This is a genomic window from Streptomyces sp. NPDC054047, assembly GCF_055585065.1.
This window is the reverse complement of the sequence record NZ_JBVJKV010000002.1, coordinates 856635-874703: the sequence shown is the minus strand read 5'-3', so window position 1 is coordinate 874703 and position 18069 is coordinate 856635. Positions and strand designations below refer to the sequence as shown.

At 72.6% G+C, this 18069-nt stretch carries 15 protein-coding genes; 7 read left to right on the top strand and 8 right to left on the bottom strand.

The window, feature by feature from the left end; genetic code table 11:
* Positions 1 to 8: 8 nt before the first annotated feature.
* From ACZ6ZP_RS10410 to ACZ6ZP_RS10400, 3 genes are all read right to left on the bottom strand, one after another.
* Positions 9 to 1034 (bottom strand): LLM class F420-dependent oxidoreductase, encoded by a 1026-nt coding sequence (locus ACZ6ZP_RS10410; protein WP_366462393.1) that lies wholly within the window; start codon positions 1032 to 1034, stop codon positions 9 to 11.
* Entirely contained in the window at positions 1034 to 2182 is a 1149-nt protein-coding gene (locus ACZ6ZP_RS10405) for a CaiB/BaiF CoA transferase family protein (RefSeq protein WP_469406351.1), read from the bottom strand. The genes ACZ6ZP_RS10410 and ACZ6ZP_RS10405 overlap by 1 nt, the downstream gene beginning before the upstream one ends.
* Positions 2183 to 2285: 103 nt before the next feature.
* Positions 2286 to 2672 carry an MmcQ/YjbR family DNA-binding protein gene (locus ACZ6ZP_RS10400; protein ID WP_361461466.1) on the bottom strand — a complete coding sequence of 129 codons (387 nt, stop codon included), beginning with the start codon at positions 2670 to 2672 and terminating at the stop codon, positions 2286 to 2288.
* Between the two features lie 84 nt (positions 2673 to 2756).
* On the opposite strand from ACZ6ZP_RS10400, the gene ACZ6ZP_RS10395 reads away from it, so the two are divergent.
* Positions 2757 to 3968: a saccharopine dehydrogenase family protein gene (locus ACZ6ZP_RS10395; protein ID WP_351161102.1), complete on the top strand. Its 1212-nt coding sequence runs from the start codon at positions 2757 to 2759 to the stop codon at positions 3966 to 3968.
* Here ACZ6ZP_RS10395 and ACZ6ZP_RS10390 read toward each other — a convergent pair.
* Both ACZ6ZP_RS10390 and ACZ6ZP_RS10385 read right to left on the bottom strand, forming a co-directional pair.
* Positions 3940 to 4668 carry an endonuclease V gene (locus tag ACZ6ZP_RS10390; protein WP_361461469.1) on the bottom strand — a complete coding sequence of 243 codons (729 nt, stop codon included), beginning with the start codon at positions 4666 to 4668 and terminating at the stop codon, positions 3940 to 3942. The genes ACZ6ZP_RS10395 and ACZ6ZP_RS10390 overlap by 29 nt on opposite strands.
* A gap of 131 nt (positions 4669 to 4799) precedes the next feature.
* Entirely contained in the window at positions 4800 to 5396 is a 597-nt protein-coding gene (locus tag ACZ6ZP_RS10385; protein ID WP_351161097.1) for a hypothetical protein, read from the bottom strand.
* A gap of 215 nt (positions 5397 to 5611) precedes the next feature.
* Here ACZ6ZP_RS10385 and ACZ6ZP_RS10380 point away from each other — a divergent pair, with 215 nt between their 5' ends.
* Positions 5612 to 5908 carry a YciI family protein gene (locus ACZ6ZP_RS10380; RefSeq protein WP_361461474.1) on the top strand — a complete coding sequence of 99 codons (297 nt, stop codon included), beginning with the start codon at positions 5612 to 5614 and terminating at the stop codon, positions 5906 to 5908.
* Positions 5909 to 5928: 20 nt separating this feature from the next.
* Here the strand turns inward: ACZ6ZP_RS10380 and ACZ6ZP_RS10375 are convergent, their stop codons facing one another.
* Positions 5929 to 7074 carry a WD40/YVTN/BNR-like repeat-containing protein gene (locus tag ACZ6ZP_RS10375; RefSeq protein ID WP_469406349.1) on the bottom strand — a complete coding sequence of 382 codons (1146 nt, stop codon included), beginning with the start codon at positions 7072 to 7074 and terminating at the stop codon, positions 5929 to 5931.
* A 171-nt stretch (positions 7075 to 7245) separates the two neighbouring features.
* Between ACZ6ZP_RS10375 and ssgD the strand changes: the two genes are divergently transcribed.
* On the top strand, positions 7246 to 7662 hold the full coding sequence (gene ssgD, locus ACZ6ZP_RS10370) for a spore wall synthesis regulator SsgD (protein WP_351161090.1): 417 nt from the start codon (positions 7246 to 7248) through the stop codon (positions 7660 to 7662).
* Positions 7663 to 7683: 21 nt separating this feature from the next.
* On the opposite strand, the gene ACZ6ZP_RS10365 is transcribed toward ssgD, so the two are convergent.
* Positions 7684 to 8364 (bottom strand): GOLPH3/VPS74 family protein, encoded by a 681-nt coding sequence (locus ACZ6ZP_RS10365; RefSeq protein WP_469406348.1) that lies wholly within the window; start codon positions 8362 to 8364, stop codon positions 7684 to 7686.
* A gap of 310 nt (positions 8365 to 8674) precedes the next feature.
* On the opposite strand from ACZ6ZP_RS10365, the gene ACZ6ZP_RS10360 reads away from it, so the two are divergent.
* From ACZ6ZP_RS10360 to ACZ6ZP_RS10345, 4 genes are all read left to right on the top strand, one after another.
* The gene (locus ACZ6ZP_RS10360) at positions 8675 to 10306 is read left to right on the top strand and encodes an ABC-F family ATP-binding cassette domain-containing protein (RefSeq protein WP_361461480.1); all 1632 of its coding nucleotides are present in this window, start codon (positions 8675 to 8677) and stop codon (positions 10304 to 10306) included.
* 10 nt (positions 10307 to 10316) lie between these two features.
* Positions 10317 to 12608, top strand: a complete 2292-nt coding sequence (locus ACZ6ZP_RS10355; protein ID WP_351161083.1) for an excinuclease ABC subunit UvrA — start codon at positions 10317 to 10319, stop codon at positions 12606 to 12608.
* A 74-nt stretch (positions 12609 to 12682) separates the two neighbouring features.
* Positions 12683 to 13513 carry a dimethylarginine dimethylaminohydrolase family protein gene (locus ACZ6ZP_RS10350; RefSeq protein WP_366462399.1) on the top strand — a complete coding sequence of 277 codons (831 nt, stop codon included), beginning with the start codon at positions 12683 to 12685 and terminating at the stop codon, positions 13511 to 13513.
* 183 nt (positions 13514 to 13696) lie between these two features.
* A complete protein-coding gene (locus tag ACZ6ZP_RS10345; RefSeq protein ID WP_351161079.1) occupies positions 13697 to 14668 on the top strand; it encodes an acyl-ACP desaturase in 972 nt (323 codons plus the stop codon).
* Positions 14669 to 14699: 31 nt separating this feature from the next.
* Here the strand turns inward: ACZ6ZP_RS10345 and ACZ6ZP_RS10340 are convergent, their stop codons facing one another.
* Positions 14700 to 18053 (bottom strand): hypothetical protein, encoded by a 3354-nt coding sequence (locus ACZ6ZP_RS10340; RefSeq protein ID WP_469406346.1) that lies wholly within the window; start codon positions 18051 to 18053, stop codon positions 14700 to 14702.
* Positions 18054 to 18069: the final 16 nt, after the last annotated feature.

Below are 18069 nucleotides of genomic sequence, written 5' to 3'. Positions count from 1 at the left end.
CTGGAGCCCTAGAGCCAGCCCTTGACGGTTTCGATCAACTTGGCCGGCTCGGGGCCGACGGGAATGACGTTGAGCATGTCGACGCCTGCCTCGCGGAAGGCCTCGACGCGCTCGCGGACGTAGCTCTCGGGGCCGCACAGCGACATGAGCTCGCAGAACTCGGCCGGGACGGCGGCCTCGGCCTCCTTCTTCTTGCCCGAGAGGTACAGCTCCTGGATGAGCTTGGCTTCCTTCTCGTAGCCGTACGCGACCGCGAGGTCGTTGTAGAAGTTCTTCCCCACAGCTCCCATGCCGCCTACGTAGAGGGCGATCTGGGGCCGGGCGAAATCCCGTACGGCGGCCGCGTCGTCACCGATGGCGAGCAGTCCTCCGGCGACCGTCTGCAACGGGCCGAGCGCCGGATCGCGCTTCTCCCTGCCCTCGGCGAGCGGTGCGCCCCACACCTGGTGGGCCTTCTCCGGGATGAACAGGGTGGGCAGCCAGCCGTCGGCGATCTCGGCGGTCATCCGGACGTTCGCGGGGCCCAGGGAAGCGACGTACAGCGGCACTTGCGAACGCACCGGCTTGGTGAGGATCTTGAGCGGCTTGCCCAGCTTGCCGCCCTTCTCCTTCGGCAGCGGCATGTCCGTGATGCCGTGGTGGTCGATGACCTCGCGGCGCAGGATGCGGCGGGTCAGCTCGATGGCCTCGCGGGTGCGGGCCAGGGGCTTGTCGTACGGCTTTCCGTGCCAGCCCTCGACGACCTGCGGGCCCGAGGCGCCGAGCCCGATGATCGCCCGGCCCCCGGAGATCGCGTCGAGTCCGGCGGCGGTCTGGGCGATGAGCGCGGGGGTGCGCGAGTAGACGTTGAGGATCGCCGCGCCGATCTTCATACGCTCGGTGCGCGCGGCCAGGTAGCCCATGATGGTGGGCGAGTCGAAGCCGTACGCCTCCGCCACCCAGACGGCGTCCAGACCGGCGGACTCCAGGGCCGCGACGTCGTCGGCGGCCTGGCGCGGGTCGCCCGCGTAGGCGAGAGGTGCGGAGAGTTGCATCAGTCGTCTTCCTTCGTGGGTGTGCCCCGCAGGGCCGGTACGTCCCAGTCGCGGGCCACGTCCTCGGTGTCCGCGCCCGGCTGGGCGGGGCCGCTGCGGACGTGGGTCGGGGTCGTGGAGAAGCGGGGGGCGGGAGCGGGCTGGGTGATGCCGCCGTGGTCGACGAAGGTGCCGCGGGCGGCGAGGTGCGGGTGATCGGGGGCCTCGGAGAGCGAGAGCACGGGCGCGACGCACGCGTCGGAGCCTTCGAAGACGGCCGTCCACTCCTCGCGCGTGCGGGCCTTGAAGCGGGCGGCGACCGCCTCGCGCAGCTCGCCCCAGCGGGCCGGGTCCTTGCGCGCGGGCGCCTCGTCCGCCAGGCCGAGCAGGGCGATGAACTCGTCGTAGAACTGCTGCTCAAGGGCGCCGACGGCCATGTAACCGCCGTCGGCGGTCTCGTAGTTGCCGTAGAAGGGGCAGCCGCCGTCCAGGAGGTTGGCGCCGCGCCGGTCCTGCCAGCCGCCGGCCGCGAGCATGCCGTGGATCATCGACGTGAGGTGGGCGGTGCCGTCGACGATCGCGGCGTCCACGACCTGCCCCGTGCCGTGCTCGCGGGCGTGGTGCAGGGCCGCGAGGATGCCGACGACGAGGTAGAGCGAGCCGCCCGCGTAGTCGCCGACGAGGTTCGCGGGGACGGTGGGCGGCTCTCCCGGATTGCCGATCATGCCGAGGGTGCCGGTGATGGCGATGTACGCGATGTCGTGCCCGGCGCGCTGGGCGAGCGGGCCCTCCTGCCCCCAGCCGGTCATCCGTCCGTAGACGAGCTTCGGGTTGCGGGCGTGAGCGGCGCCCGGCCCGACGCCGAGGCGCTCGGCGACGCCGGGGCGGTAGCCCTCGATGAGCACGTCGGCGCGGTCGACCAGGTCGAGGACGCGGTCCGCGCCGTCCGCCGCCTTGAGGTCGACGATCACGGAGCGTTTGTTGCGGTTGGTGACGTCGTACTCGGGATTGATCGCGAGGCCGCCGCCGCCCGGCCGGTCGACGCGTACGACGTCGGCGCCCAGGTCGGCGAGGAGCATGGCCGCGAACGGGCCGGGCCCGATGCCCGCCAGCTCGACCACACGCACCCCGGCGAGCGGTCCGTGAACACCCTTGTCCGGCACTGCCATTGAGCCCCCAGCGCTATGACACAACTGATGTAACACCAGTGATGCTAAGAACGTGTTCCACTCAACACAAGACCCTAGCAAGCAAGCGCTTAGACAAATCGGGTCACGTGGAGCGGGTGTCCAGTTCCGCGACCAGCTTCTTCGTGGCGATCGTGCGGTAGCTCTCCTCGACCCAGTCGCAGAGCAGGTCGGCGGCCGGGGCGCCCCTCTCCTCCAGCGGGACGCGCACCCATCCGGCCTTGCCCAGGCCGTAGCCCGCGGGCTCCGCGCCCGGCGCCGTCAGGGCATGGGCGTGCGCCGCCTCGTCCGTGAGCTTGACGGTGATGCCCAGTGGGTAGCTTCCGTCGTCCGTTCCGAGGAAGACGAACACCTTCTTGTTGACCTTGGCGACGCTCTCGCCCCACGGGAACTCCTCGACGGCGCCCGGCATCCCGAGCGCGAAGTCGCGCACCCGTTCCCACTTCGTCAGGGCACTCTTCAGGACAGCCATGGGGTACCTCCTGGTAACAACGCCGACTCCTCACGCTAGCCTCGGCCACCGACATCGGCGCGGGGTGCACGGCAGAGAGGTGCCATGACCAGTCAGAACGGCAACGGCAAGGAGCGTGCGGCGGACCGCACGTACGACATCGTCCTCTTCGGAGCCACCGGTTTCGTCGGCGTGCTGACCGCGGAGTACCTCGCCGCGCACGCGCCCGACGGGCTGCGCTGGGCGATCGCGGGGCGTGACACCGGCAAGCTGGAGCGGCTGCGGGAGACGCTCACCGAGGCCCACCCGGCCTGCGCGGAACTCCCCCTCGTCCGCGCGGACGTGGCGGACCCGGCGTCCCTGCGGGAGATGGCCGGGCAGGCGCGCGTGGTCGCCACCACCGTGGGCCCCTATCTCGCGTACGGCCAGGAGCTCGTCGCCGCGTGCGCGGAGGCGGGCACGGACTACGTGGACCTCACCGGGGAGCCGGAGTTCGTAGACCTCATGTACGTGCGGCACGACGCCCGCGCACGGGAGACGGGCGCCCGGCTCGTGCACTCCTGCGGCTTCGACTCGGTGCCGCACGACCTGGGCGCGTACTTCACGGTGCGCCGGCTCCCGGAGGGGGTGCCGCTGCGCGTCGACGGGTTCGTGCGCAGCAACGCGACGTTCTCCGGCGGCACGTTCGCCTCCGCGCTCGCCCAGTTCGCGCGCGGCCCGCAGATGCTGTCCGCCGCGCGGGACCGGCGACGGCACGAGCCGCGCCTGGTGGGCCGCAAGGCGTACGCACCGCCGGGCGCGCCCCGCTACGACGGCGAGGTCGGCGCCTGGGCCCTGCCCCTGCCGACGATCGACCCGCAGGTCGTGCAGCGCTCGGCGCGGGCCCTCGAACGCTACGGGCCCGACTTCCGCTACCGGCACTACGCGGCCGTCAAGACCCTGCCCTTCGCGGTGGGCGGCGCGGCGGCCGTCAGCACCCTGGTGGCCGCGGCGCAACTGCCGCCCGCGCGGCGGTGGTTGTCCTCGCGGCTCAAGCCGGGCGAGGGGCCAAGCGAGCGGCGGCGCGCGGAGAGCTGGTTCTCCGTGCGGTTCGTCGGCGAGGGCGGCGGCAAGCGGGTGTTCACGGAGGTCTCGGGCGGCGATCCGGGGTACGACGAGACGGCGAAGATGCTGGCCGAGGCGGCACTGTGCCTGGCCCTTGACGACGATCTGCCGGACGTGGCGGGGCAGCTGACCACCGCCGTGGCGATGGGCGACGCGCTGACCGCCCGGCTGACGGCGGCGGGGCTCAGGTTCCGGGTGGCGGCGTCGCGCTAGCGATCGCCTCGCGCAGGGCCGCGCGGCACAGGGCGTCCGCGCGCCGCGTCGACTCCGGGAGGCGGTAGCGCGGCGTCAGGGCGAGCGTGTGGGCGCAGGCGTTGTCCAGGCTCACGCGGTGGCCCACGGAGACGAAGACCGGTTTGACGTCCTCGCGGGTGCGCAGGGCGCGGCCGACTTCCTCGGTTCCGTCGAGGAGGGGAGCCGCGCTGCCCCGAGGCGCGCCGGGAGCCCCGTACGTGAACGTGAAGGGGTTCTTGGCCACGCCGATCGTGGGCAGGCCGGTGAGGACGCCGAGGTGGCTGGCGAGGCCGAACCCGCGGGGGTGCGCGATGCCGTAGCCGTCGCAGACGACGAGGCCCGGGGCGGCTTCGAGCTCCCCCAGGGCGGCGAGGACGGCGGGAATCTCGCGGAAGGCGAGCAGGCCCGGCACGTACGGGAAGGCCACGCGGCCCACCGCGGTGGCCTCCTCGACGACGTCGAGCGTCGCGGCGTCCAGGACGACGACCGCGGCGGCGACGAGGTCGCGCTCGTCGTCGTAGGCGACGTCGACCCCCGTGACGTGTCCCGTGCCCGGCCGCGGTCCCACTTCGTCGAGCACGACGCGGGTGCGGAGTCCGTCCTGGACGGCGCGGGCGGCCTGTTCGTCGGTGGGCCAGTCGGCGGGGATGTGCGCGAGGGCGGCGGCGTGGGTCGTCATGGTGCGGTCAAGACTAGGTCTTGCCTCGCCCCGGGCCGGAGTCGGCCCGTGAACGGGAGAGAGCGGGAGAGAGCGGGCAGGGAGCGGCCGAACACGGGGGCGGGCTGAGCTCGACCCGCCCCCGCCGTGCGCTACTTGGCCGCGAACTTCCAGGTGAACGGCTCGCCGTCCTCCTCGGACCAGTGGATCTCCAGGTCCTTGGCGTCCTTGGGGACCAGGTAGGTGTCGCACAGGACGTGGCTCTCGCCCTGCTTCCAGCCCTCGATGTCCAGGGCGTCCTCGCAGCCCGGCGCGTCGTCGGCGGCGCCGATGACCAGGGTGCCGCGCCGGCCGTCCGCCCAGATGGTCGTGCCGTCGTTGGCGTCCGGGGTCTCGGTGAGGGGCGCGCCGGACTTGTGCGTGTACTTCACGTACGAGATGGCCGGGACCAGGCCCTTGGCCTTCTTGGGGTCCGACACCATCTTCTTGGTGTCGGCCTCCGTGCCCAGGTCCACCTTCTGCGCGGTGATCTCGTAGGTGACGTCGGCGTCGCCCTCCTTCACCTTGCCGGTGGCGCTCTCGCCCGCCCCCATCTCGCCCCCGGACTCGGGCGACGGCTTCGCGCTGGCCTTGGCCTTGGGCTTCTCGTCCGCGGAACCCGACGCCTTGTCGTCGTTGCATCCGGTCAGCGCGAGGGCGAGCACGGCCACGGGTGCGGCAACGCGCAAAGCGGTCTTCCTGTACAGCAAAGTGAACTCCCGGCAGAAATGGACCGGCCGCGCACCACGAAGTCAGCTCATGGACCGGCCGGTTGAGCGGTCAGCATAGGAGTCGACTACACGCCGGGTCGAGGCGCTTTCACACCGTGCACACAAGGTGAGTTCACACTTGCTACGGATACGGGATAAAGCGAACGCACCTGCCCGCGGCCACGCCGGCGACGCGCGGCGGTAGCCTCGCGATCATGTTCGTTCTCGAATTGACCTACACCGCGCCCGTGTCCGCCGTCGACAAGGAGCTGGAGGCCCACGTCGCCTGGCTCGACCAGCTGTACGCGCAGGGCGTCTTCATCGCCTCCGGGCGCAAGAATCCGCGCGACGGCGGCGTGATCCTCGCCGTCGCCGACGACCGTGCGGCGATCGAGGAGATCGCGGCGAGCGACCCGTTCGTGGTCGCCGAGGTCTGCGAGTACCGCATCACCGAGTTCATCGCCACGAAGACGGCCCCGGAACTCGCCCCCTACCGGCAGGAACTGCCCTAGCCCTGCCGGCCGCAGCAGCGCTAGTCCCGCTCCCAGCGCGCGATCCGGCCCTTCTCGCCGGACGCCCAGCAGGCCCGGTCGCGCGTGCAGTCCACGGTGTCGTACGACCCCGTGTCGATCGTCCGCCAGCTGCGCCCGCCGTCCGCCGTGACGTCCGTGCCGGTCGGCCCGACCGCGAGGGCGCCCCGGCGGCTCCCGGGCAGCCAGGCCACCCCGGAGCGGTAGGCGGGCGGCGGCGCGGCGGACGTGGTCCAGCTGTGGCCGCCGTCGCCGGTGGTGGCCGCGGCCTTTGGCGACGGCTGGCCTGCGCGGTAGTCGCCGCCGACCGCGATGCCGTGCGTACGGTCGCGGAAGGCGAGGCCGAAGACGCCGCGGGCCGGGTCGCCCGCCGGGATCGGGGCGTCGGTGGCGCTCCAGGTGCGGCCGCGGTCGGCGGAGTGCAGCACCCGCGCGCGCGCCGCTCCGCCGGTGGCCAGCCACACGTCGCGGGTGCCGGAGCTCACCAGGCACTGGCCGCTCGCCGCGAAGCCCGACTCGCCCTCCTGGGCGGCGGGCATGCCCTTGTCGGGCAGGACCTTCCAGGAGCGGCCGCCGTCGGCGGTGGACAGGATGCGGTACTTGCCGTTCACCGGGTCGCTCATCGCCAGGCCGTGGCGGCGGTCGAAGAACGTCATGCAGTCGTAGAAGGCCTTGGGGTCGGTGTTGCGGAAGGACTCCGTCCAGGTCGCTCCGCCGTCCGCCGTGCGGAAGACCCGCGAGGCCTCGCCCTCCCCGATGGCCAGGACCACCGCGCGGCGGCCGTCGAAGGCCTCGATGTCGCGGAACTCCAGCTCCCCCGCTCCGGGCGGGGAGACGTCGCGCCAGCTGTCGCCGCCGTCCGACGTGCGCAGCACGGTGCCCTTCGCGCCGGCCACCCAGGCGGTGTCCCGGCTGACGGCGGCGAGACCGCGGAAACGGGCGTCGGTGCCGCTGCCCTTGAGGTCCCAGCCGCCGTGCTGCGGCTGACTCACCGGGCCGCCGCGCTGCGGCTGACCCGCCGGGGCGGGCGCCGCCTGGGCGAGCCCTGGCAGGGCAAGGGCCGTCGCGGCGAGAGCCGCCCCGCACAGCCCCACCGACACCGCACGACCCACCGACCGCGACCGTCTCGTCTTCCCCAAGGACTTCATGGCGGGCGAAGTTACCACCGGAACGCAGGATTCCTTCCGGAATTCCTGTGAAGACGGTGAAGAGCACGCGGTGACCGAGGTCACTCGGTGTTCGCGTGCACGGATTCCGTCATTCCGACGTCTATCCAAGTGCCGACCCGAGTCGTCCAGCTGTAGTTGAGGGAGCAGGCGTTGTCCAACACCATCGAGCAAGCCGTAGAGGCCCGCCTCGTCGCAGCCGCGCCGCGGATGCAGACCATTCCCGCGACGCTGCACTACGACCAGGGCGATCCGTTCGCCGTCCGGATGAGCTTCCCCGCCCCGGCCACCCTTGAGGGCGTCGAGGTCTACTGGACCTTCGCCCGCGAGCTGCTCTCCCAGGGCATGGAGCAGGCGGTGGGCGACGGCGACGTCCGCGTGCGGCCGTACGGCTTCGACCGCACGGTAGTGGAGTTCCACGCCCCCGAGGGCACGGCCATCGTCCACATCCGCACGGGCGAGCTGCGCCGCTTCCTGCACCGCTCCCTGACCCTGGTGCCCACGGGCGACGAGCATCTGCACGTCGACCTGGACCAGGACCTCGCCGACCTGATGCGGGACGCCTGCTGAACCGGCGCCATCGCCGGTCCCTCAGCCGCCCCCGCCGCTCGACCTCGCCGCCTCCGCGTACGAGACCGCCGACGCCAGCGCCTTGCGCAGCCCCCGCATCAGCTCGGGGAGCTCCGGGGACGGGGCCCCGCTGCGGTCGGTCAGCGCGTCGAGGCGGTCCTTGTACTGCCTGCGGTCCTTGCCCGAGATGATGCCGCGCAGCTTGCCCGTCGCCGCGCACACCACCAGGGCCGCGTCGCCCGCGGGGACCTCGGACACCGGCACCGGACCGCGCAGCACCGCCAGCGCCTCGGCGTGCAGGACCTCGACGTAACCGGCGCGCTCGAGCTCGTACCGCCGGGAGGGGAAGACCCCGAGGATGCGGGTGCGCTCCATCCGCAGATAGCCCTCCGCCGCCAGCTGGTCGCGCACCGCGTCCTGCGTGGCGTGGGACTTGTGGGTGATCCAGCCGCTCCATTTGCGGGGCCGGGACTCCTCGACGAGTTCGAGGACCGAGTCGAGCGCCGGATCTCCCGTGCGCGCGCCGAAGACCGGTGTGACGATGCCGCCCACATCCGAGACGAATCCGCGCTGGGCCAGCTCCGCGAGCGCGCAGGCCCGCACCGCGTAGTGCAGGTCGGGGGCGCCGGCGATCCGGTTCCGGCCGGTGTCCCAGGCCAGCAGGAAGATCCGGGTCGGCAGTGAGAGCGAGCCAAAAGGCATCGGGCCTCCTTGTTCGCGGTCACGATAAATCGTTGACAGCCATCGGGTCGCACCCTACGGTGTATAACGGTTCTGTTGTCGCCGATAGGAGTAGGACGTTGCTCGTCTGAGGTCTGGAGTCACCGCGTCACACGGCTCGGCCGTGTGCGTAGCGTGCGACCTCGGCGTTCGAGCCGTCCCCCGGCGCAGGGCCCATTTTTCCGCCCTCGCCTCCTGACGACGCTGCTTCCGCCCGATCCGTCGCGCCTCGCGGTGCCCCCGAAACGCGTGCCCCTGACCGCGCTTCATCTCACGCAACCGCGAGGACCCCATGTCTACTTCCCCCACCTCCATCACGTGCACCTCCCTCGACTTCACCTGGCCGGACGGCACCGGCGTCTTCGACGGGCTCCAGGCCGCCTTCGGGACCGGCAGGACCGGACTCATCGGCGTCAACGGATCAGGGAAGTCAACCCTGTTGAAGCTCATCGCCGGTGAACTCGCGCCGAGCGACGGCGCCGTGCGCGTCGCGGGCGACATCGGATATCTGCCACAGAACGTCACCCTCGACACCGGTCTGCGCGTCGACGAGGTGCTCGGCATCGCCGCGACGCGCGCCGCCCTGCACGCCATCGAGGCGGGCGACGTGGCCGAGGAGCACTTCACCGCGGTCGGTGACGACTGGGACGTCGAGGAGCGCGCCGTCGCGACCCTCGATCAGCTGGGCCTTGGCCACATCGGCCTGGACCGCACCACCGGCGAGGTGTCGGGCGGCGAGTCGGTGCTGCTGCGCCTTGCCGCGCTGCTGCTGCGCCGCCCCGACGTGCTCCTGCTCGACGAACCCACCAACAACCTCGACCTGTACGCCCGGCGGCGCCTGTACGCGGCCGTCGACGCCTGGTCCGGGGTCCTGGTCGTGGTCAGCCACGACCGTGAACTCCTGGACCTGGTCGACCAGATCGCCGACCTGCGGGACGGCGAGGTCAAGTGGTACGGAGGCAACTTCACCGCGTACGAGGAGGCACTGGCCGCCGAACAGGAGGCGGCGGAGCGCATGGTGCGCGTCGCCGAGTCGGACCTGAAGAAGCAGAAGCGCGAACTGGCCGACGCCCAGGTCAAGTTGGCCCGCCGCAAGCGGTACGGCCAGAAGATGTGGGACACCAAGCGCGAGCCCAAGGTCATCATGAGCGAACGCAAGCGCCAGGCCCAGGTGTCGGCGGGCAAGCACCGCATCATGCACGAGGAGAAACTCAGCGAGGCGAAGGAGCGCCTCGACGACGCCGTCGACGCGGTGCGGGACGACGACGAGATCCGGGTCGACCTGCCGCACACCGCGGTCCCGCCGGGCCGCACCGTACTCACCCTGCGCGAGCTCTCGCTGCGCTACGGAGCGCGCGTGCGGGGCGAGTTCGAGCTGCGCGGCCCCGAACGGATCGCGCTGGTCGGCCGCAACGGCGCGGGCAAGACCACGCTCCTGCGCACCATCGCCGGAGAGCTGGAAGCCGTGGAGGGCGAGGCGCGGGCGCACGTCCCGCTGCGTTTCCTGCCACAGCGGCTCGACGTGCTCGACGACGAACTGACCGTGGCCGAGAACGTGGCGCGCTTCGCCCCCGACGCCACCAACAACAGGATCCGGGCCCGCCTGGCCCGCTTCCTGTTCAAGGGGGCGCGGGCCGACCAGCGCGCGGCGACCCTGTCGGGCGGCGAGCGGTTCCGGGCCGCGCTGGCCGCGCTGCTGCTCGCGGAGCCCGCGCCGCAGCTCCTGATGCTGGACGAGCCGACGAACAACCTCGACATGGCGAGCGTGAAACAGCTGGCCACGGCCCTGGAGTCGTACGAGGGAGCGCTGATCGTGGCCAGTCACGACGTGCCGTTCCTGGAGTCGATCGGCATCACGCGCTGGCTGCTGCTGGACGGCGAAATGAAGGAAATCCCGACAGAAGGTGTCGGGTATTTTGGCTAGCTTCGGGTGTATGCACCAATACATCACGATCACCGGAGCCCGTGAGAACAACCTCAAGGAGGTGAGCCTGCGCATCCCGAAGGACCAGCTCACGGTCTTCACCGGCGTATCGGGGTCGGGGAAGTCGTCGGTCGTGTTCGACACGATCGCGGTCGAGTCGCAGCGCCAGCTGAACGAGACCTTCACGTGGTTCGTCCGCAACCGGCTGCCGAAGTACGAGCGGCCGCACGCGGACACCATCGAGGAGCTCTCGCCCGCGATCGTCGTCGACCAGCGGCCGATCGGCGGACACTCCCGGTCCACGGTGGGCACGATGACGGACATCTACTCGGTGATGCGCGTGCTGTTCTCGCGGCACGGCACACCGAGTGCCGGTCCCGCGACCGCCTACTCGTTCAACGACCCCTCGGGGATGTGCCCCCGGTGCCACGGCCTGGGCAAGACCGTGCGGCCCGACTACGACCGCATCCTGGACCCCGCCAAGTCCCTGGCGGACGGCGCGATCCTCTTCCCGCCGTTCGCCGCGGGCACCTGGCACGGCCAGACGTACACCAACACCCCCGACCTGGACACGCGCAAGCCGGTGGGACAGTTCACCGCGGCACAGCGGCAGTTCCTGATGCACGGCGACCGGCACAGCGGCAAGGTCAGCGTCGACAACACCGGCGGCGCGCGGGACATCGACTACGAAGGGCTCGCCGACCGCTTCGAGCGGCTCTACCTCAACCGCGATCTGTCGACGCTCTCCCAGAAGACCCGCGACCTGGTGCAGCGCTTCCTCGTCGAGGGCAGGTGCGACCTCTGCGACGGCGCGCGGCTCAACGCGGCGGCGCTGGCCACCCGCATCGACGGCCTGAACATCGCCGACTGCTCGCGCATGGAGGTCACCGACCTCATCGCCGCCCTGGAGCCGATCGACGACCCGGTGGCGGGACCGATCGCGGCGGCGGCCGTCGCGGCGCTCGAACGGATCGAGGCGATCGGCCTCGGCTACCTCAGCCTCGACCGCGAGACGTCCACGCTGTCCGGCGGCGAGGGCCAGCGCCTGAAGACGGTGCGGCACCTGGGCTCCAGCCTGACCGGCATGACGTACATCTTCGACGAGCCCAGCATCGGCCTGCACCCGCGCGACGTGGGCCGGCTCAACGACCTGCTGCTGCGCCTGCGCGACAAGGGCAACACCGTCCTGGTCGTCGAGCACGACCCGGACGTCATCGCCGTCGCCGACCACGTCGTCGACATGGGCCCCGCGGCGGGCACCGGCGGCGGCCTGGTGGTCTTCGAGGGGACGCCGGACGAGCTGCGCCGCGCGGACACGCTCACGGGACGGCATCTGAGGCGCTCCACGGGCATCAAGGAGAGCCCGCGCGAGGCCATCGGCGGCCGGTGGGTCAAGGGCGCCGATCTGCACAACCTCAAGGACGTCAGCGTGTGCGTGCCGACCGGGGTGCTCACGGCGGTGACGGGCGTCGCGGGCTCGGGCAAGAGCACGCTGGTGTCGGGGGCGTTCGTCGCCGGGCATCCGGACGCGGTGGTCGTCGACCAGTCGGGCATCGGCATCTCGGGCCGCTCCACCCCGGCGACATACCTGGGGATCATGGACTCGCTGCGCAAGCTGTTCGCGCGGGAGACCGGCCAGGAGACGGGGCTCTTCAGCTTCAACTCCCGTGGCGCGTGCGCGAGTTGCCAGGGCCGCGGGATCATCTACAGCGACCTGGCGTTCATGGACCCGGTGACGACGACCTGCGAGGCGTGCGAGGGGCGCCGCTTCAAGGACGAGGTGCTGCGGCTGACCGTCGACGGCAGCTCCATCGCCGACGTGCTCGACATGACGGCCGAGCGCGCCCTGGAGTTCCTCGCCGCCGTCGACGACACGGCGGTGCGCCGCCGGCTGCGGGCCCTGCACGACGTGGGGCTCACCTACCTGACGCTCGGGCAGCCGCTGAGCACCCTGTCGGGCGGCGAGCGCCAGCGCATCAAGCTCGCCACGCAGCTGCACCGCACGGGCACGACGTACGTCCTGGACGAGCCGACGACCGGACTGCACATGGCGGACGTGGACGGCCTGCTCGCCCTCCTGGACCGGCTCGTGGACGCGGGGAACACCGTGCTCGTCGTCGAGCACAACCTCCAGGTCGTCAAGCACGCGGACTGGGTCATCGACCTGGGCCCCGACGGCGGCAAGCACGGCGGCCGGGTCGTCTTCGAGGGCACTCCGGAGCAGCTGGTCGACGCGGACGGCTCGTTCACCGCCGCTCATCTGCGACGAGACCTGGGCCTGGACCCCTTGCACGCTGCATGATGTGCGGCAGCGCCTTGATCCGGCCCCCGCCGGACCGGGCGCCCCGCCGCTCCCGCACCTACGGAGACCCAGTCGTGCCCAGCCGGAAAGCGCTGATCCGCCGCCCCAGCCCGCGCCTCGCCGAAGGCCTGGTCACGCATGTCGAGCGGGCCCCGGTCGACGCGGGCCTCGCCCTCGACCAGTGGGAGGCGTACGCCGACGCGCTGCGGACGCACGGCTGGGAGACGGTCGAGGTGGAACCCGCCGACGACTGCCCGGACTCGGTCTTCGTCGAGGACACGGTGGTCGTCTTCCGCAACGTGGCGCTGATCGCCCGGCCCGGCGCCGAGTCGCGGCGGGCGGAGACCGCGGGCGTGGAGGAGGCGGTGGCCCGGCTCGGGGCCTCCGTGAACTGGGTGTGGGAGCCGGGCACGCTGGACGGCGGCGACATCCTCAAGATCGACGACACGATCTACGTGGGGCGTGGATCAGGAGGTGCGGCGCGCAGCGCCTCTTTGGAAGGGCGGGGGCGGGAGACGGGCGGGCGCACGAACGCGGCCGGCGTCCGGCAGCTGCGGGCCGTCTTCGAGCCGCTGGGGGCGCGGGTCGTGGCCGTGCCCGTCAGCAGGGTCCTGCACCTGAAGTCGGCGGTGACGGCGCTGCCGGACGGCACGGTCATCGGCCACCCGCCGCTCGTGGACACCCCCTCGCTCTTCCCGCGCTTCCTGCCGGTGCCCGAGGAGTCCGGGGCGCACGTGGTGCTGCTCGGCGGCTCGAAACTGCTCCTGGCGGCGAGCGCGCCGAAGAGCGCGGAGCTGCTCGCGGACCTCGGGTTCGACCCGGTCGTAGTCGACATCAGCGAGTTCGAGAAGCTCGAAGGCTGTGTGACATGCCTCTCAGTGCGGCTCAGGGAGCTGTACTCCTGACCAGTGCTGGGGCGGGTGGGGCAGGAGGGGCACAAGAGCCCCGCCGTCGCAAGCACTTTACGGAGCGCTTAACCTACGGCAACGTAACCTACGACACCGTAGGTAGGTAGCACCCGCTAGTGCTACCGCGTAACCCCTACGCACGTAGTCCGTAAAAAATCTCCCGTCCCCCCTGGAGCCCCCGTGACGATCACCTCTCCTCATCTCGGCAGCACGGACGACTGGACCGATGCCCGGTTGCTGTTCGCCCTGGAAGAAGTGGTCGAGAAGGAGCTCAACCGCCACATGAAGGTGGCGAAGGACTGGATGCCGCACGAGTACGTGCCGTTCTCCGACGCCAGGAACTTCCCCGGCTACTTCGAGGACGGCCAGGCCTGGGAGCCCGAGCAGTCCAAGGTGACCGACATCGGCAAGATCGCCCTTGTCGTCAACCTGCTGACCGAGGACAACCTCCCCAGCTACCACCACGAGATCGCCTCCCTCTTCGGCCGCGACGGCGCCTGGGGCACCTGGGTGCACCGCTGGACCGCCGAGGAGGGCCGCCACGGCATCGTGATGCGCGACTACCTCCTGGCCTCGCGCGCCGTGGACCCGGACAAGCTCGAGCAGTTCCGCATGGCGCACATGGCCGAGGGCTTCGAGTCCGACAACCGCCACTCGATGCTGCACTCGGTCGCGTACGTGGCCTTCCAGGAGCTCGCGACCCGCGTCTCGCACCGCAACACGGGCCACCAGTCGGGCGACCCGGTCTGCGACCGCATGCTGGCGCGCATCGCCACCGACGAGAACCTGCACATGGTCTTCTACCGCAACCTCCTGGGCGCGGCCTTCGAGCTCGCCCCGGACCTCACCATGCAGTCCGTGCGCGACGTCGTCGTCGACTTCCGGATGCCCGGACACGGCATGCCCGGCTTCGAGCGGGCCGCCGCGCAGATGGCGATCGGCGAGATCTACAACATGCGCATCCACCACGACGACGTGATCCAGCCCGTCCTGCGCTACCTGAAGGTCATGGAGATCGGCGGGCTCGGCCCCCAGGGTCTCAAGGCGCAGGAGGAGCTCGGGCTCTACATGAACGGCCTCGACACCGAGGCGAGCAAGTTCGACGAGAAGCTGGCCGCGCGCAAGGCGCGGATGGCAGCGCGGGGCAAGTAGTCCCCTGCCCTGCGGGCTGCCGGGTCCACGATCACTCGTACGACGTGCACACCGTCAGCGCGGCGTCCCGCACGTCCGGGACGCCGTGGGCCCGCAGGGACGTCAGCAGCTCCCTCCACGGGCCCGCCCAGTCCGTTCGCTCCCCGAGGGACTCGGCCGCCGCCACGGCGAAGAGACCGGCCGCGTGGCTTCCGTCCTCCGCCAGCCGGCGTGCCACCGCGAGCAGCGGGGCCACCCGCTCCGCCGACTCCGGGTCGGCGAGGCGCGAGCCCAGCGTCGACGCCGTGGCCACGGCCAGCGCGGGCCGCCCCTCGTGCAGCCGGGCGAGGCGCGACAGCGCGGCCCCCACCTCCGCGGGCGCGGCGTCCAGTGCGACCGCACCGGCGAGCAGCTCGGCGGCCTGCGGCACGAAATCCCCGTACCCGGCGAGAAGCTCGCCCGCCCGCAGGGCGGCGGCCCGGTACACCTCGCCCTCTCCGGCCAGCGACTGCGCCACGTACTCGATCCGCCGCCGCGCGGGCAGATCCCGGTCCGGCGACGGGGCCGCATCGGAGCCCGCGAGGGCCGCGAGCGCCCCGCACAGTGCCTCCTCGCCGTGCGGCGCCGTCGCCGCCGCCGTCACAAGGCCCCGCGCCGCCACCTGCCACGTGGCCCGCCGGTCGAGATCCGCGGCCGCCTGCGCGAGCACGGAGGCCGCGTCCGGCGACCACGGCGCCCACCGGGCCAGCGCGGCGAGCGCCGGGCCCGCCGCCTCGTCGTCGTCCGCGCCGACCACTTCGCGCACGAGACGCGCGTACCGCTCGCGATACCCCTGAGCCAGATCCAGCGGCCGCACCCGCAGCACAGCCGTCCGCAGCACCGCCTCGCCCCCGGCCGCATCCCGCAGCAGCCCCCACACCCGCTCCTCGCCGAGCAGCCCGCCCGCGAAGGCGACACAGGCCGCCCGTACGTCGCGGTGGGCGTCCGGCGCCTCGTAGGCGTCGCCGAGCAGCGCCGCCGCCTCGGGGGCGGGCAGCCGCACGGCGGCGAGGCGCGCGGCCTCCTTGCGGCTGGTCACCTTCTTGCCTGGCCCGCACAGGACGTCGCGCAGCAGCGCGGCGAGCCGGGACGGCGGGACGTGCCGGGACGCCTGCGTCGCCGCGTACACCGCGACCCGCGCCCGCTCGCCCCCGGCGTGCGCGAGCAGTTCGGGCAGCGCATCCCCCGGCCGCGAGACGTGGGCGAGGGCGCCGAGCGCCGCCTCGGCGAGGACGGTGTCGGGCGACCCGGTCCAGCGGCGGACGGTCTCCTCCCCCGCGCCGGGGATGTGCGCGCTGCGGGCGATCGCCAGCGCACGGTCCCACCGCGGGAGACCCGCGTCACTCGCGCTGCGCGCCAACTGCCTTGCCAGTGCTTCCTGTTGGCGTGGCAGCCAACGCTGGACCCGGGTGGGTTCGGCGGGCACGGTCCAGGCCGCGCCCTTGGTCAGGAACCGCCCGTACGGCGGTGTGCCGGACAGGAGTGGGTCGAGCAGGTCCGTGCGGCGGGCGCACAGCACGGAGTGGACCGGGGCGAGCACGGCCGTCGAGGGGTCCTGGGCCAGGACGCGGGCGACGCGTTCGTCGCGGGTGGCGGGCGGTTCGAGCCACAGGTCGACCGCCCGCGAAACGGTCGCGTTGCCGCCGAACCGGACGGCCTGCCACAGGAGTTCCTGAAGCTCCGCCATCCCGGCGGCACGTCGGCCGACCGCGCGGGCCAGCGCGAAGGCGAGGCTGTAGTCGGCCTTCTCCGCGCCCGCCTCGATCCAGGGGCGCAGCGCCTCGAACACGGCGTGCTCCTGGCCGCGGCGCAGGGTGTGGTCGAGGCGTCCGAGGTCGGCGCCGCCGGTGTTGCCGGAGATCCGGACCAGGGTGCGCAGCGCCCAGTTCACCAACTCCCGCCGCCCGCCCGCCGCGTGCTCGCGCAGCACGGCGACGGCCAGACGGCTGAGGCTGCCTCGGGTGCGGTGCGAGGAGTCGCGGGCCGCGACGGCGTCCGCGGAGATCCGGTCGAGGAGCGGTTCGGCTTCGGCGCCGAAGAGGGCGGGCCGGGTCTCGGCGAGCGCGGACAGCGCCGCGGCCCGTACGGGGTCCTGCTCGTTCACGAGCCGGGTCAGCTCTTCGAGTACGGCGGTGACGTGGGCCCTGCTGCCGGAGCGTGCCGCATTGCGGACGAGCAGCGGCCACGCCTCGGCGCGGTCGTCGGCGGCGGGCCGCCGGGTCGCCGCCACGAGCCGCTCGCGCACCTCGGCGCAGGGCAGGAAGGACTCGGCGAGCAGCACGGAACTCCACTGCCCGCCCCGCTCCTTGGCCCGCTCGGCCGCCCGGCGCGCCTCGTCGGCCACGGCGCTGCGGGGCAGCGCGGCGAGGATGACGGCGTCGACGGTGGCGTATCCCGCGCCGCGCCCCTCGACGGCCCGCGCGTGGACGGCGGCACGCTCGGCGGGGGCGTGCGCGAGCATCAGCCGGGCGAGGCCGGCGGAGTCGTCGGCGACGGTACGGGCGTACGTGAGGAGTTCGGGCGCTCCCGAGCGGGCGAGCTTGTGCAGCACGGAGGCCGTGAGCGCACCGCCGCGCCGCAGCGACCGGCCCCAGGTGCCGGAGAGGATCGCGAGGACGCGGCCGGGCGCCGCGTCGGCCAGCACGCCGAGACGGGGGCGGAGTTGACGGGGGAACGCGCTGGGCGCGAACCGGTCGAGCAGGTCGAGCACTCGCACCGGATCCGCCTCCGTGGCCGCCGCCATCCCCGCCGCGTACCGCTGCCACCACCCGTCCCGCAGCGCCTCGGGCAGCGCGCCGAGTTCGCGCGCCGCCACGTCGAACAGCGCACCCGCATGCCGCCTCGCCAACGGCCGCCACCCCCGCACGGCATGGAAGAGTTCCGGCAGGAGCCGCTCCACCACAGGGCCCGAGCAGCCGGGCAGCAGCCGGGCAGCCTCCACGTCACCCCACTGGTGGCGCAGCGGGTCGATGACGCGATCGGCGAGCGCGGTGCGCCGCCCGGCAACTATCGCGCGCAGCAACTGCCGCCGCACCGCCTCGGGAGCGTCCTGGAGCGCGGCCTCGAACGCGGCGTCCGGCACCCGGTGACTCTCCGCGGCCCGCAGCGCGTGCCCCCGCACGAAGGCGTCGGGGTCGGCGATCCGTGCCGCGGTCCACTCGGTGTCCCGGCCCGCACAGGCCAGCACGACGGCCACCCCGCGCTCGTAGGGGCCGCCGCCCTCCAGCTCCTCCAGGACGGGCCGCAGCGCGCCGCGCCCCGCGAAGTCCCGGGCGCTCTCGGCGATCTCCCGCATGCGCCGCGGATACGGCAGGGGGTCGAGGTCGGAGAGCAGATGGCGGGCGGCGGACTTCTCGGGCAGAGCCATGCGCGGATTCTGCCCG